The following is an 18,083-nucleotide window of genomic DNA, read 5'->3' on the forward strand; positions in this document are numbered from 1 at the left end:
GGTCTTTGTCGATGCTCATACGTGGGTCTCCTCTGAGAGCAGTTACCACGTCAGCGCACAAAATTTAGGATAGTCCCGACCTTGAAGCCTTCCTGAACCAGCAGTCCCTGCAGCATTCGGCTGCCCGCGAACGGGAACTCCATGTGCAGCTTGTCGATCCGGTGCATCAGCTTCAGATCGGCGTCCGACACCGGGCGTGGCTTGTAGTAAACGGCTCCCCGGCTGATCCCCAGCACGATGGCCTGGCGGCTGACGCTCAGCTTCGCGACAGGATCGATCATCTTCTTGCGCTCGCCAACAGACCCGCCTTGCCGAGCGCGCCGGACAAAAAATCGTTCTCCAGCGTCAGCTCTCCGATCTTCGCATGCAGGGTCTTCACATCGATGGTCGGCTCAGGCTCGGCTTTCGGGGCCTCGCCGAACACCCCCGTCGCCCCCTCAAGCAGCTGATCGCGCCACTGTTTGATCTGGTTCGGATGGACGTCGAACTCCTGCGCCAGCTCGATCATGGTCTTCTCGCCCTTGATCGCCGCCACCGCCACTTTCGCCTTGAATGCCGGGCTGTGGTTCCGGCGTGGTCGTCTTGCCATGGTCTTCTCCTCGCTTGCAGCATCATGCCGCCATTGCTCGGAAAATCCACTTATCCCGGCTGTTCAGATTGCCGGAACCACCTCTGAGATCACCTTCGCGGACTTGACGATGCCTTGATCGCCGCACGCGCCGCCTTGACCCAACGCCGGCAAGACCTCTTCGATCTTCAGCAGGATCTCCCCGAGATGCCAGTCGATGACCTGCGTAAAGGGATCGATGCACTGGATGCGGCGATTACACTGCGCCAGCAGCGTCAGGGCGCCATTGAAAACCAGATCACCGTGGATGCCGCAAACCGCCAGAAACTGGCCGGGTTGGAGGCCGAGATCGCGAAGGCGCGGGCTCAACTTGACGTTTGGCAAGCGGTCAACGCTGCGATCGGCTCTAGGAATGGCGATCGTTTCGCCCGCTTCGCGCAATCCATCACCTTGGATGTGCTAGCCGACAACGCAAACCGCCATCTTGCCGACCTGAACCCACGCTACCGCCTGCGTCGCGCGGCTGACCTTGCGCTGCAAGTTGAAGATATCGACATGGGCGGTGAGGCAAGGGCGACCCGCAGCTTGTCAGGCGGGGAGCGCTTCCTTGTGTCATTGGCCCTCGCACTGGCCCTGTCCCGGATGGGCGGCAAAGCCGGTTTGGCCGCAACTTTGTTCATCGACGAAGGCTTCGGCTCTCTTGACGCTGCGAGCCTCGATATGGCGATCGACGCGCTGGAAGGTCTTCAGTCCCAGGGCAGACAAGTGGGCGTAATCAGCCACGTGGAGGCCATGAAAGACCGGATCCCGGTCCGTATCATGGTGACCAAGCAAGGCGGAGGGAAAAGCACCGTCAGGATTTCTGCGGACGGATCCAAGTGATGATATTAGGATCCTTGTTGGAAGCGTCAGCATTTTCAGCCACGTCAAATCGCCGACGCATTTGCTGCGCGTCCTGCTTACAGAACAATCGAAAGCTGCAGGGCAATCCCAGAAAACACTCGCAACTGCTCGACGTTTCAAAGGCATGTCGGTTTTCGCTGTGTTTCTAAGGACTTCGGCCCCTCTTGCTTCCACAGTGCTTCCACGGGTGGTGCAAACGCAAACGCCGCCCCGGAGGGCGGCGCATAAGCGTTTGATAACGCGAAAGATCTTGGTTGCGGGGGCAGGATTTGAACCTGCGGCCTTCAGGTTATGAGCCCATTCACGAGCGATTCCAATAACTTAGTCTTTTCAAGCACATAGCCGACAAGCCTTTGATTTCACGAATTTTCCACCCTGAAGCTGGCTGACATTCGCATGCATCTGCCGAAATAGACCGTCGAAAACTGACGTACGCTCGTTGACATGGCGTTGACATGGAAAATCGGCAGCGCAGGGTAACATGATCGCTTTCGGCCCTTAGCAGCCCTTCGTGCGGATCACAGCCAACGGCGGCTATGTGGAAAACGTGATCCCCGGTGCCTCCAGATCGATCCAAATGCTGGGCCATACTCCCGACGCGTATCACACCAGAGCACACCATTGCGATTTATGAAGGCGCGGGGGTTGCCATAGCCTTTTGGAAAGAAAGGTTGAAACCGCGCCATCTGTGCGTCTGTCAGCCAGAAAAGGTTGCTTATCGGTCAGTCTCCTCACGGAGTCCGAGTGACGCAGCGAGCGAATGATCAATTGGTCCTGACTTGGTGGAGGGGGCAAGTCAGAGCCCAACAGAGGTCCGCCATCGTTTGTGCTCGCAGAAGGTCAAGACCTGCAAATGATACTCGCGGCGAAAGTCATGCTCTGTTCTGGTACTGGGCTGGCGTCACACCTACTATCTTGCGAAATGTACGGCAAAGGTGGCTTTGGTCGGAGAAACCGCAGTCCAGCGCGACCGACTTAAGTGGAAGGCGCCCGCGTCGGAGCATCTCCTGTGCCTTGCTGACACGTTTCTGGATTACAAAGGCGTATGGGGCGATCCCGAAGTCGGCCTTGAACTGGCGGGAAAAGTGAAACGGGCTGAGGCCGACGGCAGCGGCGAGATCGTCAAGGCTGATGTTTTCGCTGAGCTGGTCTTCGATGAGGTCTATGATGCGTTTGCGTTGAGTCGGGCTGAAGGCGGAGCCGCTTTCATCGGCAAGCCGGATCCGGGCATAGCGTCGCAGCATATGCACCGCGATCTGGTTGCGCAGCGCGTCAATCATCAGGCGCTGCCCCATGCCACCGTTGCGCAGTTCGTTTTCAAGCATGTGGAAGCAGTTTAGCAGAACCGGATCCTCGGCCGAAACCTGATCTTGTATCTCGACGGATTGCGGACTGCGGCCAAACACGGTCTGTGCCGTGTCCTCAAGGCAGTCATGACCGATGTAGATATGCCGAACCTTGATCGGTTCTGCCCAGCACCACGTGGATTGCTCGGCCCGCGTCAAAAGCGAGATCCTGCCCCTGCCAACGGGCGCGCTTTGCCTTGATCCGCCACTTGTTCGCAGCATGGTCGTCGGATTTCCGTCGTAGGCTACGATCATGTAATCGCGCATCGCGGGGATGGCCGCGTCCTGGCGATCGTAGTGGTAGCCTTTCATCGTGATGCCCTTCCAGTCCCGGCCGGAACTGTCCATCGTGATTGTGCCGGGAATCCACTCAGGAATCCGGTCTGGCGTCACGAGTGCTTTCTGCATCTGGCTCCCCCTTTATTGGCGGTCGGGCCGAGTTGGCGGCCCGGCTTTGCGCGTCATCTCTGAACCGTGTCCGTCCGTTCCTCAAGAACGACGCCCGACTGCGTCAGATCGTCGATCTGCTGTTCCGAAAAACCCGCCTCCTTGAGCAGGACACGGCTATGCTGTGCGAACCGGGGCGGGGCGGCGCGGACTTCGCCTGGTGTCCGCGACAGACGTGCCGGAACGCCAGTGCCCTTGTAGCTGCCGACCGACACCACCATGCCGCGATGGCGGGTATGCGGGTGGTCAAGCGCGTCGATCACGTTGCGCACCACGCCTGCCGGGACACCTGCGCGCAGCAGCGCGGGTTCAAGCGCCCGGGCGTCGCTCTCCGCAAGGCGCGCAGACAGGATTTCCGTGATTTCGGCGCGGTGGGCCAGCCGGGCAGCGTTGTCGGCAAAGCGGGGGTCTTGCGGGACGTCGGACAGGCCTAGCACCTCGCAGAGCTTGGCGAACTGGCCGTTGTTGCCAACGGCGAGGTATAACTTGCCGGTTCGGGTTTCGAACATGTCATAGGGCACGATGTTGGGGTGCCCGTTGCCGGTGGCAACCGGGACCTTTCCCGACATGAGGCTGTTTGCAGCTTGCGGGTGCATCATGCTGATGGCGCAGTCGTAAAGTGGCACTTCGATTGCTTGGCCCAGCCCAGAGCGGAACCGTTCGATGATAGCCGCCAGCACCGCATTGCAGGCGATGAGTCCTGTGCCGATATCCACGATGGGCGTGCCCATCCGCGTCGGGCCATTGGCCGGGTTTCCGTTGATGCTCATCAGGCCGGTCATCGCCTGCACCACGGCGTCATAGCCGGGGAAGCCGCCCAACGGGCCATCGGCACCAAAGCCGGTGACGTGACAAAGGATCAGGCGGGGAAAACGGTTCTTGAGCACCGCATCATAGCCGAGACCCCATTTTTCCAAAGCACCGGACTTGAAGTTGTGGACCAGGACGTCGGCGCCTTCGAGCAGGCGCAGGATCACGTCGCGCCCCTCGGGCTTGCCGATGTCGATGGCGATGGAGCGCTTGTTGCGGTTGGCGCCGGAAAAATAGGCGGAAAGCCCGTCGTTGAAGGGCGGGCCCCAGCCGCGCGTCTCGTCCCCTTGCGGAGGCTCGACCTTGATGATCTCGGCGCCATGGTCGGCCAGCGTCTGGGTGCAATAGGGGCCGCCCAGCACGCGGCTGAGGTCAAGGACGCGGATTCCGTCAAGCGCGCCGGGCATCACAACACCTCGCGGTAAAGGGAGGCCACGTCGTCGGCCGTCATGTCGCGCGGGTTGGTGGCCAGCAGCCGGCTGATACCGGTCACGACCTCGTTTGCCATGCCGGGAATGGCGGCCTCGGTCACACCAACCTCGGACAGGCGGGCCTTGAGGCCGCTGGCCTTCAGCATCCGCTCCATTTCCTCGATCAGGGCAAGGGCCGCCGCCGCGTCGGAGTTGAAATGGCGGGCAGGCAAAAGGAGACGCGACAGGCGGGCGTATTCCGCCTCGGCGACGGGCAGGTTGAAGCGCAGGACCGGGCCTGCCACCAGCGCGTTGGCATGGCCGTGCGGAACGTGGAAACCGGTGCCAAGGGGATAGGACAGCGCGTGGATCGCGCCGACGCTGGCGTTGATGAAGGCCATCCCGGCCAGAGTGGCGCCCAGCAACATCGCTTCGCGCGCCTCAAGGTCCGTCGGGGTATCCAGCACGCGGGGCAGGTTCTGGCCCAGAAGGACCAGCGCCTTGTCGGCCAGACCGTCGGAAATAGGGTTCTTGCGGGTGCGGCTGGTTGCGGCCTCGATCGCATGCACCATCGCATCCAGTGCGGTGGCCGCAGTGATCGAACGTGGCATCCCGAGCGTGAGCTTGGCATCCAGAAGGGCGATGTCGGGCAGAAGCTGCGGCGCATAGACCGCCTTCTTCTCGTGGCTCTCCGATGTCAGCACCGAAACCCAGGTCACCTCGGACCCGGTTCCGGCGGTGGTCGGCACCTGGATCAGTGGCAGGCGCTGGCCCCTCACGCGGTCCACGCCGATCATGTCGGCAATCGGCTGGCCGCTGGCCACGGCGACCGCCACGACCTTTGCGGTATCGAGCGAACTGCCGCCGCCCAGACCGATGACGCCGTCGGCGCCGAAGCTAGTCGCGGCCTCAACTGCGGCCTCGACAACCGCGATGGGTGGGTCGGCCTGCACTTTATCAAAGATCTCGGCAGCGATGCCTGCGCCGTTGAGTGCCGCGACCGCCTCACCGGCAAAACCGCAGGCGACGATGCCGGGGTCGGTGATCACGAAGGCGCGGGTGACTGACAGACCTTTGGTCAGGCTGCCAAGCTGGGCGAGGCCGCCGCTCTGGCAGACGATGCTGGGGGTGGCGAGAAAGTTGAAATCCATCATGGGCTCCGGTTCGGTCAGGCGGCAGCAGCATCGCGGATCATGTTCCGCGCGATCAGAACCTGCTGGATCTGGGTGGTGCCTTCGTAGATGCGGAAAAGGCGCACATCGCGGTAGAAGCGTTCGACGGCATATTCGGCCATGTAGCCTGCGCCGCCGTGGATCTGCACCGCCCGGTCGGCCACCCGGCCCACCATTTCCGAGGCATACATCTTGCAGCAGGCGGCATCGGTGGACACGTTCGCCCCGGCGTCCTTGCGCCGGGCTGTTTCCTCGATCATGCAGCGGGCGGCGAAGGCTTCGGTGCGGCTGTCTGCCAGCATGGCCTGAATCAGTTGCTTTTCGGCAATCGGTTCGCCGAACTGGCGGCGCTCCATCGCATAGGCCAGCGCATCGCGGATCAGCCGTTCGGCTGCCCCGACGCAGACTGCCGAGATATGCAGACGCCCCCGGTCCAGCACCTTCATCGCGGTCTTGAAGCCTTGGTTTTCCCGCGCCGGGCCACCAATGATGTTGGCGGCGGGGACGCGGACATCTTCAAGGATCACGTCGCAGGTGTGCGAGCCCTTCTGACCCATCTTCTTGTCGGGCTGGCCCAGCGACAGGCCTTGCGTTCCGGCCTCGACGATGAAGGCGCTGACGCCGGACGATCCCTTTGTCTCGGGATTGGTGCGGGCAAAAACGGTGAAGACATCGGCGCGCGACGCGTTGGTGATATAGCGCTTGGTCCCGTTCAGCACGAAATGGTCACCATCGCGGCGGGCGGTGGTGCGCAAGCTGCCTGCGTCCGACCCAGCATCCGGTTCGGTCAGCGCAAAGGAGGCGATCATTTCGCCGGAAGCCAGCGCGGGCAGGTATTTCGCCTTCTGTTCGGCGGTGCCGTCGATGATGATGCCCTGCGACCCGATGCCGTTGTTGGTGCCGACCAGTGAGCGGAACACCGGCGAGGTCTGACCCAGCACGAAGGCGGCCTGCACCTCTTCGGACATGGAAAGGCCAAGGCCGCCGTATTCCTCTGGGATCGACATGCCGAAAAGGCCCATTTCCCGGATCTCCTGCACCAGCGCGGGCGGGATCGCGTCTTCTTCGGCGACCAGCGCCTCGTTCGGGATCAGGCGTTCCTTGACGAAGCGGTCGAGCGCGTCGAGGAACTGGGCGAGTGTATCGGAGTCTAGGGCCATGGTATTCTCTGGGGTCAGGGGGCTACGGCCGCCACGTGGCGGACAACGTTGATAAGGCGGGGCGCGACATCACTTTCGATCCAGTCGCGCGTCAGGGTCTGCGAGGGGCCGCCACAGTTGAAGGCGACGATGGGCGAGCCGTCGCGTGGGATGAAGGGCACCGCCACCGCGTTCACGTCGCGCTTCCATTCGGTATAGGAGGTGCAGTAGCCACGGGTCTGGTAATCCTCGATCGCCTTTTCGATACCGGGCTGGACGTTTGGCCAGTTCTCGCCTTCGTGCTCGCGCACCTCGTCGATCATCCGGGCGCGCTCGTCCTCGGGGTGGGCGGCGATACAGGCCCGGCCGACTGCGGTGGTGGCCAGCTTGATATGCGCGCCGACTTCGATCGCGAGCGTCACCGCATTGGTGCCCTTGCAGCGTTCCAGATAGACCATCGACAGGCGGTCGCGGCTGGCCATTGCCACCGGCATCCCGGTGTAATCGGCGAGTTCCTGCATGTAAGGCTTGGCCAGTTGCCGCAGGGGCATCCCAGCAAGGCAGGAAAAGCCCAGTGACAGCACCGGGGGCGCCAACACGTAGCGCGCGGTGTCTGGGTTGTAGCTGAGATACCCCAGTTTGTGCAGCGTGTAGGTCAGCCGTGAGACGGTGGATTTGCTGAGCGCCGCGCGTTCGGCAAGATCGCGGTTGCCCAGCGCCTCGCCCTCACGCCGGAAGGCGCGCAGAAGTTCCAGGCCGCGCGCCAAGGCCACCACGAAGTCGCGGTCCTGTTCGTCATCCTCGGGTTTCTCCTTCCTTGGCCTCACGGTGTCCCTCCTCAAGGACAGATGCTGCGTATTGAATGATCTCTAAAGCAAAGATATGGTCCACGTCAATACTGAGGAATATTTTTCCGCATAGCGGAATAAAGAAGCTGCCCGCCTTATCCCGCTTGCATCAATGGAACAGCGGGTGGCGCTGCCAAGCGAGGACGTGAACATCATGAATAATCTGGATTACCCGCAAATCCGCCACCTCATCGGCAAGGATTGGCTGGCGAGTGCAACTACCGGCGATCGGGCGGTCATCAACCCGGCCAACGGGGTCGAGATTGGCCGAATTCCCCAGGCCACGGCCGAGGATCTGGAGCGTGCGGTGCGCCACGCCGAATCGGCCTTTGCCACTTGGAAGGACCGTTCGCCCACCGATCGTGGCGCGATCCTGCGCCGGTTCGCCGATCTTCTGCGGCAAAACGATGCGATGATCGCCCGCTGGATCACGCTGGATGAAGGCAAGCCGCTAGCCGAAGCGCTGGTCGAGGTGCGCGCGTCCGCCGACCACGTCGACTGGCACGCCGAGGAATGTCGCCGCATCTATGGCCGCATCGTGCCTTCGCGCAATCCGACGGTGCAGCAGTTGGTCGTGCGCGAGCCGGTGGGTGTCTGCCTTGCCATCACCCCTTGGAACTTTCCGCTGAGCCAGGCTGTGCGAAAGGTCGCCGCCGCGCTGGCGTCGGGCTGCACGATGATCCTGAAAGGCCCGGCCGAAGCCCCGGCAGGCTGCCTTGCCATCGCGCGCTTCCTGCAGGAGGCGGGTCTGCCCGAGGGTTGCCTGAACCTCGTCTGGGGCAACTCGGCCTTCATCTCGGAAACGCTTATCGCGCATCCGGTCTTGCGCAAGATCACCTTCACCGGGTCGGTCGAGGTGGGCAAGCATCTAGCCGCGCTGGCCGGGCGGCACATGAAGCGGGCCACGATGGAACTGGGCGGCCACGCGCCGGTGCTGGTCTTCGATGACGCGGATGCCGGAGCGGCAGCGCGGGCTCTGGCGGGCAACAAGCTGCGCAATGCCGGGCAGGTCTGCGTCTCGCCCACCCGATTCTTTGTGCAGGCGGGCATTCACGAGCGGTTCCTTGCGGAGCTGGTCTCGGCGTTTCAGGCCGTGAAGGTCGGTGACGGCCTGGCCGAGGGCACGCAGATGGGACCGCTTTGCCATGCGGGCCGGGTGACGGCGATGGAAAGGCTTGTGGCCGATGCGCGCGACAACGGCGCCGAGGTGCTGACCGGGGGCACCCGGATCGGCAACAGCGGCAGTTTCTACGCGCCCACGATCGTCAACACGCCCGACGACAGCATCGCCCTGATGCGCGACGAGCCCTTCGGTCCGGTCGCGGTCGTGTCGCCCTTCCGCGAGATCGAGGACGGGTTGGCACGCGCCAATGGCCTGCCCTTCGGCCTTGCTTCCTACATCTTCACCAATTCGTTGGAACGGGCCGACCGTGCAGCAGCAGGCTTGCAAGCGGGGATGGTCAGCATCAACCACTTCGGCCTCGCCCTGCCGGAAACGCCGTTCGGCGGCGTACGCGACAGTGGCTATGGCAGCGAAGGCGGGACCGAGACGTTTGACGGCTACCTGTCCACCAAGTTCATCTCGCGCAATTCCGCGCCGGTCCAGTGAGGTCTAACATGTCCGTTGATCTGAACCTGAGTGGTGGCGCGGCCATCCTGACCTTCGACAATGCGCCCTTGAACCTGCTCAGTGCCGAGGTTCGGGCGGGACTGATGCGTGGGATGGACGCGGCGATGGCACAGGGCGCGACCCGCCTGATCGTCACCGGCGCGGGCAACACCTTTGTCGCGGGTGCGGATGCGAGGGAGTTCGGCCTGCCGCCGATCGAACCGCACCTGAACGATGTGCTGCTGCATCTTGCGGGGCTGGCGATCCCGACGATCGCCGCGATCAACGGGGCGGCATTGGGCGGCGGGCTGGAGATCGCGCTAGCCTGCCGATACCGCATCGCCGCGCCCGGCGCGCAGCTTGGCCTGCCCGAGGTGGTTCTGGGCATTGTTCCGGGCGCAGGCGGGACGCAAAGGCTGCCGCGCCTGATCGGCGTCAAGGCGGCGCTGGACATGATCGTGACCGGCAAGGCCATCGCGGCAGGCAAGGCGCTGTCGCTGGGGCTGGTCGACAAGCTTGCGGACAACCCGCTGGCAGTCGCGCTGGCCATTGACGACGCTCTACTTGCCGCAGCGCGAGGGCCGGACGAGCAACCCGCGCCCCAAGTGGATGAGGACGCCGTGGCCGCTATGCTGGCTCATGCGAAGCGGCGCCTGACCGGCCAGATTGCGCCGCCAATCGCCGTGGGTCTGGTCGCGGCCAGTGCCACGCTGCCGCTGGCCGAAGGGCTGGCGCGAGAACGGGCGGCGTTTTTGGACCTGCGCGCCTCGGCTCAGGCGCGCGCGCTCAGGCATGTGTTCTTTACCGAACGGGCGGCTGGCAACCGTGGGCGCGACTATCCCAGACCGGCGCGCGATATAGCGACGGCCATTGTCGTCGGCGGCGGCAACATGGGGGCCTCCATCGCCTACGCCTTCGCAACCGGAGGCATCGCGGTGACGATTGTCGAGCGTGACGCGACGGCGGCGGGGCGGGCCGAGGACAATCTTCGCAAGCTGGTTGATCAGGGGGTCGCCCGTGGCACGCTGTCTGCAATCGACGGCGAAGCCGTTCACGGCCGCCTGACCACCGTAGCCGGATACGACAACCTGCCACCCGCCGATCTGGCCATCGAGGCGGCATTCGAGGATTTTGACGTCAAGCGCGCGATCTTTGCCGAGCTTGAGGCCGCCCTGCCGCCAGAAACCATCCTGGCCACCAACACCTCATACCTTGACGTGAACCGCCTCGCCGATGACCTAAAGAACCCGACGAGGTTCCTCGGGCTGCATTTCTTCAGCCCGGCCCATGTCATGAAGCTCTTGGAGATCGTGAAGGGCGAGCGCACCTCGCCCGAAACACTTGGCGCGGGTTTCGCGCTGGCACGGCGGTTAGGCAAGGTTCCGGTCCTGTCGGGTGTGTGCGACGGCTTCATCGGCAACCGCATCCTGACGCGCTACCGGCAGGAGGCGAACCTCTTGCTGGTCGAGGGCGCCTTGCCGGCCGAGATCGATGCCGCGATGCAGGGCTTCGGCATGGCGATGGGGCCTTATGAGGCGCAGGACATGTCCGGCCTGGACATCGCTTACGCCAACATCCGGCGGCAGAACGCTGGCGCCACCCCGCGTCACGTCCCGCTGGTGGAACGGCTGGTCGAGGATCACAAGCGCCTTGGCCGTAAGACCGGCGCGGGGTGGTATGATTACGGCGCAGAGGGCAAGCCCGTGGTGTCGGCACTGGTGACGGAGGAGATCCACCGGGTCTCGGCCGAAGCGGGCAAGACGCGGCGCAGCTTTACCGCAGAGGGGATCGTCGAGCGGATCACCCTGGCGATGATCGCCGAGGCCTGTGCCATCCTTGACGAAGGCATCGCCGAACGGCCGCAGGACATCGACCTGGCGCTGGTGCATGGCTACGGCTTTCCGCGCTGGCGCGGCGGGTTGATGCATCATGCCGACAGCCTTGGGGCGAAAGACCTGCTGGCGCGCTATGCGGCGCTGGCCACGGCCGATCCGCAGGGATGGGCGGTGCCGCCGCTGCTGGCGCGTCTGGCCGCAAAGGGGCTGACCCTGGACAGCCTGAACGCCGCCAAGGCCAACGCCTGATCCCCGCGCCCCAGCCCGGACCGCCCCCGCGCCGCACTGGGGGCGCGAAACAGCAAGAAGATGCTACGCGGCAAGCAAGCACGTTCAATACGCGGTACCGCCAATGGCTGTAGCGTCTCGTGATCAGGGATATTCCGTGCCCCCCTGTGCCGATGGAGGATCGGACGGAGGCGAGGAAAGGCAGGAACACCACCATTGGAGGATAAAATGGCAATCAGCAAGGAAGCCGATACACTGCGTGCGCTCTATCAGAGCTGGACCGACCAAATGGTCGCGAACCCCGGCCTGACCATCGCCAACCTGCGCAGCATGTTCGACGAATGGGGCCAGCCCGCGCTGGAACCGGAGAACGTCACCTACAAGAGCGACCATGTCGGCGGGGTCGAGGCGATCTGGGCCCTGCCCGTGGGCGCCGACGCCAAGCGCGTGATCGTTTATACTCATGGCGGCGGGTTTGCTGTTGGTTCGGCCGACAGCCACCGAAAGATGGCGGGCCATCTTGCTAAAGTGCTGGGCGTGACCGCCTGCATTCTGCACTATCGCCGTGCGCCGGAACACCCCTTCCCCGCCCAGATCGAGGATGCCGTGGCCGCTTACAAAGCGCTGCTGGCCCAAGGGTTCGAGGCGAGGAACATTCTGACTGCAGGCGACAGCGCGGGTGGCAACCTCGCCATCGCTTCGGTGCTGAAGTTCCGCGACCTTGGCCTGCCCCTTCCGGGTGCGGTCATCGCCTATTCGCCCTGGCTTGACATGGCGCTGCGCGGCAAGACGTTGGAAACCAACGCCGCCACCGATGCGCTGGTCGGCAAGCCGATCCTTGAAGCGATGGCCGGCATGTTCCTCGGCGGCGCGACCGATCCGCTGAACCCGCTGGCCAACCCGCTGGAAAACGATTTCACCGGCTTCCCGCCGCTCTACATCACTTGCGGCGGGGCCGAGACGCTGCAAAGCGATTCCGAGTCGCTGGCCGCCAAGGCCAAGTCGCAGGGCGTGAACGTCGCACTCTCGGTGGTGCCGGGGATGCAGCACGTCTTCCCGGCCCTGTCGGGCCGCGCCCCCGAGGCCGATCAGGAACTGGCACGCATCGCCGCTTGGTATCGCGCCCTCTGATCCGACTGCCCCGCGCCGCCAGCTGGCGCGGGGCAGCAACAAATATCATCACAGTCAACCGGCCTTTCACCCGCTTTTCGCGGGGCGGCAGTGCCATGCTCTGGGAGGAGTATCATGACCAAATCTGTTGAAACCACAAAGACCAAGGGCGCCGATTTCGATGCTGTCGTCATCGGTGCGGGCTTCGGCGGTCTCTATTCCGTCTACAAATTGCGCAATGAACAGGGCCTGAACGTCAAGGCCTTCGACAGTGCAGGCGATGTGGGTGGCACCTGGTACTGGAACCGCTATCCCGGCGCGCTGTCGGATACCGAAAGCTTCGTCTACCGCTATTCCTTCAGCGGCGAGCTTTTGCAAAAGGGTCGCTGGAAGACCCGCTATCTTACCCAGCCCGAAATCCTCGCCTACATGAACGAGGTTGCAGACACCTACGACCTGCGCCGCAGCTTCCAGTTCAACACTCGTGTCACCGCGACCCATTTCAATGACGAAACCGGGCTGTGGCATGTGACAACCGACAAGGGCGAGACGGTCACCGCGAAATACTTGATCACGGCGCTTGGCCTGCTGTCCGCGACGAACACGCCGAAATACAAGGGCATTGACAGCTTCAAGGGCCAGATGCTGCACACCGGCTACTGGCCCGAGGGTGTCGAACTCAAGGGCAAGCGCGTCGGCGTGATCGGCACCGGCTCGACCGGGGTTCAGGTCATCACCGCGACCGCTCCGATTGCCGGGCATCTTACGGTATTCCAGCGCTCGCCCCAATATGTCGTGCCGATCGGCAACACGCCCCAGGACGAGGCGACGATCGCCCAGCAAAAGGCCAACTACGACGACATCTGGAAACAAGTGAAATCCTCGGTCGTGGCCTTCGGCTTCGAGGAAAGCACCGTGCCTGCGGAAACCGCTTCGCCTGAAGAACGCGAACGCGTGTTCGAGGCCGCATGGCAGCGCGGCGGCGGCTTCTACTTCATGTTTGGAACGTTCTGCGACATTGCGACCAGCCAGATCGCAAATGACGCGGCTGCCGACTTCATCAAGAAGAAAATCAAGGAAATCGTGAAGGATCCCGCAACCGCAAAGGCGCTGACGCCGCGCGACATCTATGCCAAGCGCCCCTTGTGCGGGAACAACTACTATGAGGTCTACAATCGGCCCAACGTCACCCTCGCCGATGTAAAGGCCGACCCGATCGCCGAGTTCACCGCGACCGGTATCCGGCTGGAAAGTGGCGCGGAGCATGAGCTGGATGTGGTGATCTTCGCCACTGGCTTTGACGCGGTGGACGGCAACTACGTCAAGATGGACATGCGCGGCCGCGGCGGCGTCACCATGCGCGACAAGTGGAAGGACGGCCCCCTGGGCTATCTGGGCATGATGGAGACGGATTTCCCGAACCTCTTCATGATCCTTGGCCCGAATGGCCCCTTCACCAACCTGCCGCCGAGCATCGAAACGCAGGTCGAGTGGATCGCCGACACCATCGAGATGATGGAGGGCAAGGGCCTGAAGGCCATCGAGCCGACCGAGGCCGCCCGGGACGAATGGGTCACGCTCTGCCGGACAATTGCGGACATGACCCTATTCCCGAAAGCCGAAAGTTGGATCTTCGGTGCGAACATCCCCGGCAAGAAGAACGCGGTGATGTTCTACATGGCGGGCATCGGCAATTACCGCAACGCGATCAACGCGGTGAAGGATGGTGGTTACCAGACCATGATCTTCGACCGCGAGATGGCAAGCGCCTGAAGCTACGGAACGCGCGGCGGGCCGGGCAGGATTGTGCCCGGCCCGCCATGCGCCAAGAAAACCACACAGCAATAAGGGAGAGAGTCTGTGGGACGTGTATCGGGAAAAGTCGCCCTCGTGACGGGCGCAGCAATGGGGATGGGCAAATCCCACTCCGAACTTCTGGCGCGGGAAGGCGCGCATGTCTTCGTCACCGACCGCGACGTGGCGGCGGGTGAGGCGGTTGCCAAGGGCATTGTGGCAGCAGGTGGCAAGGCCGACTTCATCAAGCATGACGTGGCAAGCGAAGCCGACTGGGCCAACGCCATTGCCACTGTGCGTGCCAAGGCCGGGCGGCTGGACATCCTTGTCAACAACGCGGGCGTGCTGATCTTGAAGCCCCTGCACGAAACAACGCCCGAGGAATTCGACCTGACGATGAACGTCAACGTGAAGGGCGTCTATCTGGGCATCCGCGCGGCCGTGCCGCTGATGAAGGAAGCGGACAAGGCCTCGATCGTGAACATTTCGTCGATCTACGGCATCGTCGGTGCGGCAATGGCCGGGGCCTATATCGGTTCCAAGGGTGCTGTGAGGATGCTGACCAAATCCTGTGCCGTCGATCTGGCAGATACCGGGATCCGGGTGAACTCGATCCACCCCGGCGTCATTGACACGCCGATGACCAAGGATCTGCTGCACGCCGATCCGGCCACGCGGCAGGCGATCCTGGGCTGCACGCTCCTCAAGCGTCCGAGCAAGCCCGAGGAAGTGTCGAACGCGGTGCTGTTCCTTGCTTCGGACGAAGCCTCGTTCGTCCATGGCGCCGAGATCGTCGTGGACGGTGGCTACACCGCAAACTGACGCACATGACTGCCCTGTCCGCCCAGCACGACCGGGCGGACAGGGGATGTGAGAAAGGAAGCTCTCCCATGAAGGTTCTGGTGCCTGTCAAACGGGTGATCGACTACAACGTGAAGGTCCGCGTGAAGGCGGATGGCACGGGTGTCGATCTGGCCAATGTGAAGATGTCGATGAACCCCTTTGACGAGATTGCCGTGGAAGAGGCGATCCGTCTGAAGGAGAAGGGCATCGCGACCGAGGTCGTGGTCGTCTCCATCGGCGTCAAGCAGGCCCAGGAAACGCTGCGGACCGCGCTTGCGATGGGGGCCGACCGCGCCATCCTGATCGAGGCGACGGACAACCTGCATGTGGACATCGAGCCCTTGGCCGTGGCCAAGCTGCTGGCGGCCGTGGTGAAGGAAGAAAAGCCGGGCCTCGTCCTTTGCGGCAAGCAGGCGATCGACAACGACATGAACGCCACCGGCCAGATGCTATCGGCGCTTCTCGGCTGGAGCCAGGCGACCTTCGCCTCGGAAGTGTCGATCAACGGCGACCAAGCCAAGGTCACCCGCGAGGTGGACGGCGGTCTGCAGACGATCACAGTCAAGATGCCGACGATCATCACCGTCGACCTGCGCCTGAACGAGCCGCGCTATGCCTCGCTGCCGAACATAATGAAGGCCAAGGCCAAGCCGCTGGCGACCAAGACGCCTGCCGACTACGGCGTGGACGTGAGCCCGCGGCTGTCGGTCGTCAAGACCGTGGAACCGGCGGGCCGCAAGGCGGGCGTTAAGGTCGGCTCGGTGGCCGAGCTGATCGCAAAACTCAAAGACGAAGCAGGGGTGATCTGAGATGGCCGTTCTTCTTCTTGCCGACGTTGCTGACGGGAAACTCGCGACCGACCAGGTGGCGAAGGCGTTGACCGCGGTGAAATCGCTGGGTCCAGTGACCGTGCTGGTCGCGGATCCCGATGCAGCGGCCGCTGCGGCCGAGACCGCGACGCTGGAAGGCGTGGCGAAGGTACTACTGGCCGAGGACGGGGCCTACGCGCATGGCCTGGCCGAGCCCACCGCCGCGCTGGTCGTGTCGCTGGCCGGTGACTACGAGCACATCGTCGCCGCCTCGGGCGCATTGTCCAAGTCGGTCCTGCCCCGCGTGGCAGCCCTGCTGGACGTCATGGTGATCTCGGAAGTGCTGGCGGTGCATGACGCTGCGACCTTCGACCGGCCAATCTATGCCGGGAACGCGATCCACACGGTCAAGACCTCGGATACGAAGAAGGTGCTGACCATCCGCACCGCGACTTTCGATGCGGCGGGCAAGGGCGGTAACGCCCCGGTCGAGAAGGTCTCGGCCTCGGTCGACAGCGGGCTGTCCGCCTGGGTCGAGGATAAGGTCGCGTCCCCCGACCGTCCCGAGCTGACGTCGGCCGGGATCGTGGTCTCGGGCGGACGTGGCGTGGGCTCGCAGACCGAGTTCGCGCTGATTGAGAAGCTCGCGGACAAGCTGAACGCCGCTGTCGGTGCCTCGCGCGCCGCGGTGGACTCGGGCTTTGCGCCGAACGACTGGCAAGTCGGGCAGACCGGCAAGGTCGTGGCTCCGGACCTTTACGTCGCCGTCGGCATCTCGGGTGCGATCCAGCACCTCGCCGGGATGAAGGATTCGAAGGTCATCGTCGCGATCAACAAGGACGAAGAGGCCCCAATCTTCCAGGTCGCCGACTATGGATTGGTCGCAGACCTGTTTACCGCCGTGCCGGAAATGATCGAGAAGCTGTAAGTTGCCACACTCGGAGCACCAACATGACCGACGTCTTCATCTGCGACTACATCCGCACGCCGATCGGGCGCTATGGCGGGGCGCTCTCATCGGTGCGCCCCGACGATCTGGCGGCCATTCCCCTGCGAGCGCTGATGGACCGCAACGCGGGTGTGGACTGGGCGGCGGTCGATGACGTGATCTTCGGCTGCGCCAACCAGGCGGGCGAGGATAACCGCAACGTGGCGCGGATGTCGCTGTTGCTGGCGGGGCTGCCGGTCGGCGTCACCGGGACCACGATCAACCGGCTTTGTGGCTCGGGAATGGACGCGGTGCTGACCGCGGCGCGCCAGATCGCCGCCGGCGAGGCGCAGCTAGTCATCGCGGGCGGTGTCGAAAGCATGAGCCGCGCCCCCTTCGTAATGCCCAAGGCCGACAACGCCTTTTCTCGCAACGCCGAGATCTGCGACACCACCATCGGCTGGCGGCTGATCAATCCGGCGATGCACGCGGCCTACGGCACGGATTCGATGCCGCAGACCGGGCAGAACGTGGCGGATGACTACGGCATCAGCCGCGAGGCGCAGGACGCGATGGCACTGTCCAGCCAGGCCAAGGCGTCGGCTGCGCAAGTCAACGGGCGCCTCGCGGCTGAGATCACCCCTGTCACGATCCCGCAGCGCAAGGGCGAGGCGCTGGTGGTAGACCGCGATGAGCATCCCCGCGCGACAACGGCCGAGGCGCTGGCAAAGCTGCGGTCACTGTTCCCGAACGGCTCGGTCACGGCGGGGAACGCGTCGGGCGTCAACGATGGCGCCGCGGCGCTGATACTGGCCAGCGCCGACGCCGCCCGCGCGCATGGCCTGACGCCGATCGCCCGCGTCCTCGGCGGGGCGACCGCGGGCGTGCCGCCGCGCATCATGGGCATCGGCCCGGCACCCGCGAGCCAGAAACTGATGGCGCGGCTGGGGCTCTCCCAGGCAGATTTCGACGTGATCGAACTGAACGAGGCCTTCGCCGCGCAAGGCGTGGCCACGCTGCGCCAGCTCGGGATCGCCGACGATGACCCTCGGGTGAACCGCAACGGCGGGGCCATCGCGCTGGGTCACCCCTTGGGCATGTCGGGTGCGAGGATCACCGGCACGGCCGCGCTGGAATTGCGCCACATCAACGGCAGACGCTCACTCTCTACCATGTGCATCGGCGTGGGGCAGGGCATCGCCATCGCGCTGGAACGCGTGTGAGTTGCCCGCTCTCCTGTCCAGTCAGATCGAATCCTTGAGGAGGCGAAGTGCATAGGGGGCA

14 protein-coding genes and 2 pseudogenes are annotated in these 18,083 nt (G+C 63.8%); 9 read left to right on the forward strand and 7 right to left on the reverse strand.

The features are described from left to right. Positions 1-68: 68 nt before the first annotated feature. Positions 69-589 (reverse strand): annotated as a pseudogene (locus tag RGD00_RS14605) (transposase); the annotation flags it as partial. Positions 590-703: 114 nt separating this feature from the next. On the opposite strand from RGD00_RS14605, the gene RGD00_RS14610 reads away from it, so the two are divergent. Then, positions 704-1,450, forward strand: coding sequence for an SbcC/MukB-like Walker B domain-containing protein (locus tag RGD00_RS14610; protein ID WP_310458081.1), 747 nt, complete (start codon positions 704-706; stop codon positions 1,448-1,450). Positions 1,451-2,049: 599 nt separating this feature from the next. Here RGD00_RS14610 and RGD00_RS14615 read toward each other — a convergent pair. From RGD00_RS14615 to RGD00_RS14640, 6 genes and pseudogenes are all read right to left on the reverse strand, one after another. Next, positions 2,050-2,190, reverse strand: a pseudogene (locus RGD00_RS14615) (IS5/IS1182 family transposase); the annotation flags it as partial. Positions 2,191-2,343: 153 nt separating this feature from the next. Continuing rightward, the gene (locus RGD00_RS14620) at positions 2,344-3,225 is read right to left on the reverse strand and encodes a helix-turn-helix domain-containing protein (protein WP_229825873.1); all 882 of its coding nucleotides are present in this window, start codon (positions 3,223-3,225) and stop codon (positions 2,344-2,346) included. 53 nt (positions 3,226-3,278) lie between these two features. Next, on the reverse strand, positions 3,279-4,481 hold the full coding sequence (locus RGD00_RS14625; RefSeq protein WP_161763809.1) for a CaiB/BaiF CoA transferase family protein: 1,203 nt from the start codon (positions 4,479-4,481) through the stop codon (positions 3,279-3,281). Then, positions 4,481-5,635, reverse strand: a complete 1,155-nt coding sequence (locus RGD00_RS14630; RefSeq protein ID WP_161763808.1) for an iron-containing alcohol dehydrogenase — start codon at positions 5,633-5,635, stop codon at positions 4,481-4,483. The genes RGD00_RS14625 and RGD00_RS14630 overlap by 1 nt, the downstream gene beginning before the upstream one ends. Positions 5,636-5,652: 17 nt before the next feature. Further along, on the reverse strand, positions 5,653-6,816 hold the full coding sequence (locus tag RGD00_RS14635; RefSeq protein ID WP_161763807.1) for an acyl-CoA dehydrogenase family protein: 1,164 nt from the start codon (positions 6,814-6,816) through the stop codon (positions 5,653-5,655). A gap of 14 nt (positions 6,817-6,830) precedes the next feature. After that, entirely contained in the window at positions 6,831-7,622 is a 792-nt protein-coding gene (locus RGD00_RS14640) for an IclR family transcriptional regulator (RefSeq protein ID WP_161763806.1), read from the reverse strand. Between the two features lie 133 nt (positions 7,623-7,755). On the opposite strand from RGD00_RS14640, the gene RGD00_RS14645 reads away from it, so the two are divergent. The 8 genes from RGD00_RS14645 (at position 7,756) to pcaF (ending at position 18,022) form a co-directional block, all read left to right on the forward strand. Beyond that, a complete protein-coding gene (locus RGD00_RS14645; protein ID WP_232489265.1) occupies positions 7,756-9,252 on the forward strand; it encodes an NAD-dependent succinate-semialdehyde dehydrogenase in 1,497 nt (498 codons plus the stop codon). 8 nt (positions 9,253-9,260) lie between these two features. Continuing rightward, entirely contained in the window at positions 9,261-11,336 is a 2,076-nt protein-coding gene (locus RGD00_RS14650; protein WP_161763805.1) for a 3-hydroxyacyl-CoA dehydrogenase NAD-binding domain-containing protein, read from the forward strand. Between the two features lie 207 nt (positions 11,337-11,543). Continuing rightward, positions 11,544-12,446 (forward strand): alpha/beta hydrolase, encoded by a 903-nt coding sequence (locus RGD00_RS14655; protein ID WP_161763804.1) that lies wholly within the window; start codon positions 11,544-11,546, stop codon positions 12,444-12,446. Between the two features lie 114 nt (positions 12,447-12,560). Next, positions 12,561-14,198, forward strand: coding sequence for a flavin-containing monooxygenase (locus RGD00_RS14660; protein ID WP_310458082.1), 1,638 nt, complete (start codon positions 12,561-12,563; stop codon positions 14,196-14,198). Positions 14,199-14,285: 87 nt separating this feature from the next. Continuing rightward, positions 14,286-15,041 carry an SDR family NAD(P)-dependent oxidoreductase gene (locus tag RGD00_RS14665; protein ID WP_161763802.1) on the forward strand — a complete coding sequence of 252 codons (756 nt, stop codon included), beginning with the start codon at positions 14,286-14,288 and terminating at the stop codon, positions 15,039-15,041. Positions 15,042-15,109: 68 nt separating this feature from the next. Continuing rightward, positions 15,110-15,871 carry an electron transfer flavoprotein subunit beta/FixA family protein gene (locus RGD00_RS14670; RefSeq protein ID WP_161763801.1) on the forward strand — a complete coding sequence of 254 codons (762 nt, stop codon included), beginning with the start codon at positions 15,110-15,112 and terminating at the stop codon, positions 15,869-15,871. A gap of 1 nt (position 15,872) precedes the next feature. Next, positions 15,873-16,799 (forward strand): electron transfer flavoprotein subunit alpha/FixB family protein, encoded by a 927-nt coding sequence (locus tag RGD00_RS14675; protein ID WP_161763800.1) that lies wholly within the window; start codon positions 15,873-15,875, stop codon positions 16,797-16,799. 23 nt (positions 16,800-16,822) lie between these two features. Beyond that, on the forward strand, positions 16,823-18,022 hold the full coding sequence (gene pcaF / locus RGD00_RS14680) for a 3-oxoadipyl-CoA thiolase (protein ID WP_161763799.1): 1,200 nt from the start codon (positions 16,823-16,825) through the stop codon (positions 18,020-18,022). The last annotated feature ends 61 nt before the right edge of the window (positions 18,023-18,083 follow it).

The sequence above is a fragment of the Ruixingdingia sedimenti genome, assembly GCF_031432425.1.
GTDB classification, from domain to species: Bacteria; Pseudomonadota; Alphaproteobacteria; order Rhodobacterales; family Rhodobacteraceae; genus Ruixingdingia; species Ruixingdingia sedimenti.

Bases quoted from the DNA above. Each gene is read 5' to 3' on its own strand.
- RGD00_RS14650 (WP_161763805.1), top strand. From the start codon at position 9,261: ATGTCCGTTGATCTGAACCTGAGTGGTGGCGCGGCCATCCTGACCTTC.
- RGD00_RS14670 (WP_161763801.1), top strand. From the start codon at position 15,110: ATGAAGGTTCTGGTGCCTGTCAAACGGGTGATCGACTACAACGTGAAG.
- RGD00_RS14645 (WP_232489265.1), top strand. From the start codon at position 7,756: ATGGAACAGCGGGTGGCGCTGCCAAGCGAGGACGTGAACATCATGAAT.
- RGD00_RS14630 (WP_161763808.1), bottom strand. From the start codon at position 5,635: ATGGATTTCAACTTTCTCGCCACCCCCAGCATCGTCTGCCAGAGCGGC.
- RGD00_RS14675 (WP_161763800.1), top strand. From the start codon at position 15,873: ATGGCCGTTCTTCTTCTTGCCGACGTTGCTGACGGGAAACTCGCGACC.
- RGD00_RS14635 (WP_161763807.1), bottom strand. From the start codon at position 6,816: ATGGCCCTAGACTCCGATACACTCGCCCAGTTCCTCGACGCGCTCGAC.
- RGD00_RS14660 (WP_310458082.1), top strand. From the start codon at position 12,561: ATGACCAAATCTGTTGAAACCACAAAGACCAAGGGCGCCGATTTCGAT.
- RGD00_RS14620 (WP_229825873.1), bottom strand. From the start codon at position 3,225: ATGCAGAAAGCACTCGTGACGCCAGACCGGATTCCTGAGTGGATTCCC.
- RGD00_RS14655 (WP_161763804.1), top strand. From the start codon at position 11,544: ATGGCAATCAGCAAGGAAGCCGATACACTGCGTGCGCTCTATCAGAGC.
- RGD00_RS14625 (WP_161763809.1), bottom strand. From the start codon at position 4,481: ATGCCCGGCGCGCTTGACGGAATCCGCGTCCTTGACCTCAGCCGCGTG.
- pcaF (WP_161763799.1), top strand. From the start codon at position 16,823: ATGACCGACGTCTTCATCTGCGACTACATCCGCACGCCGATCGGGCGC.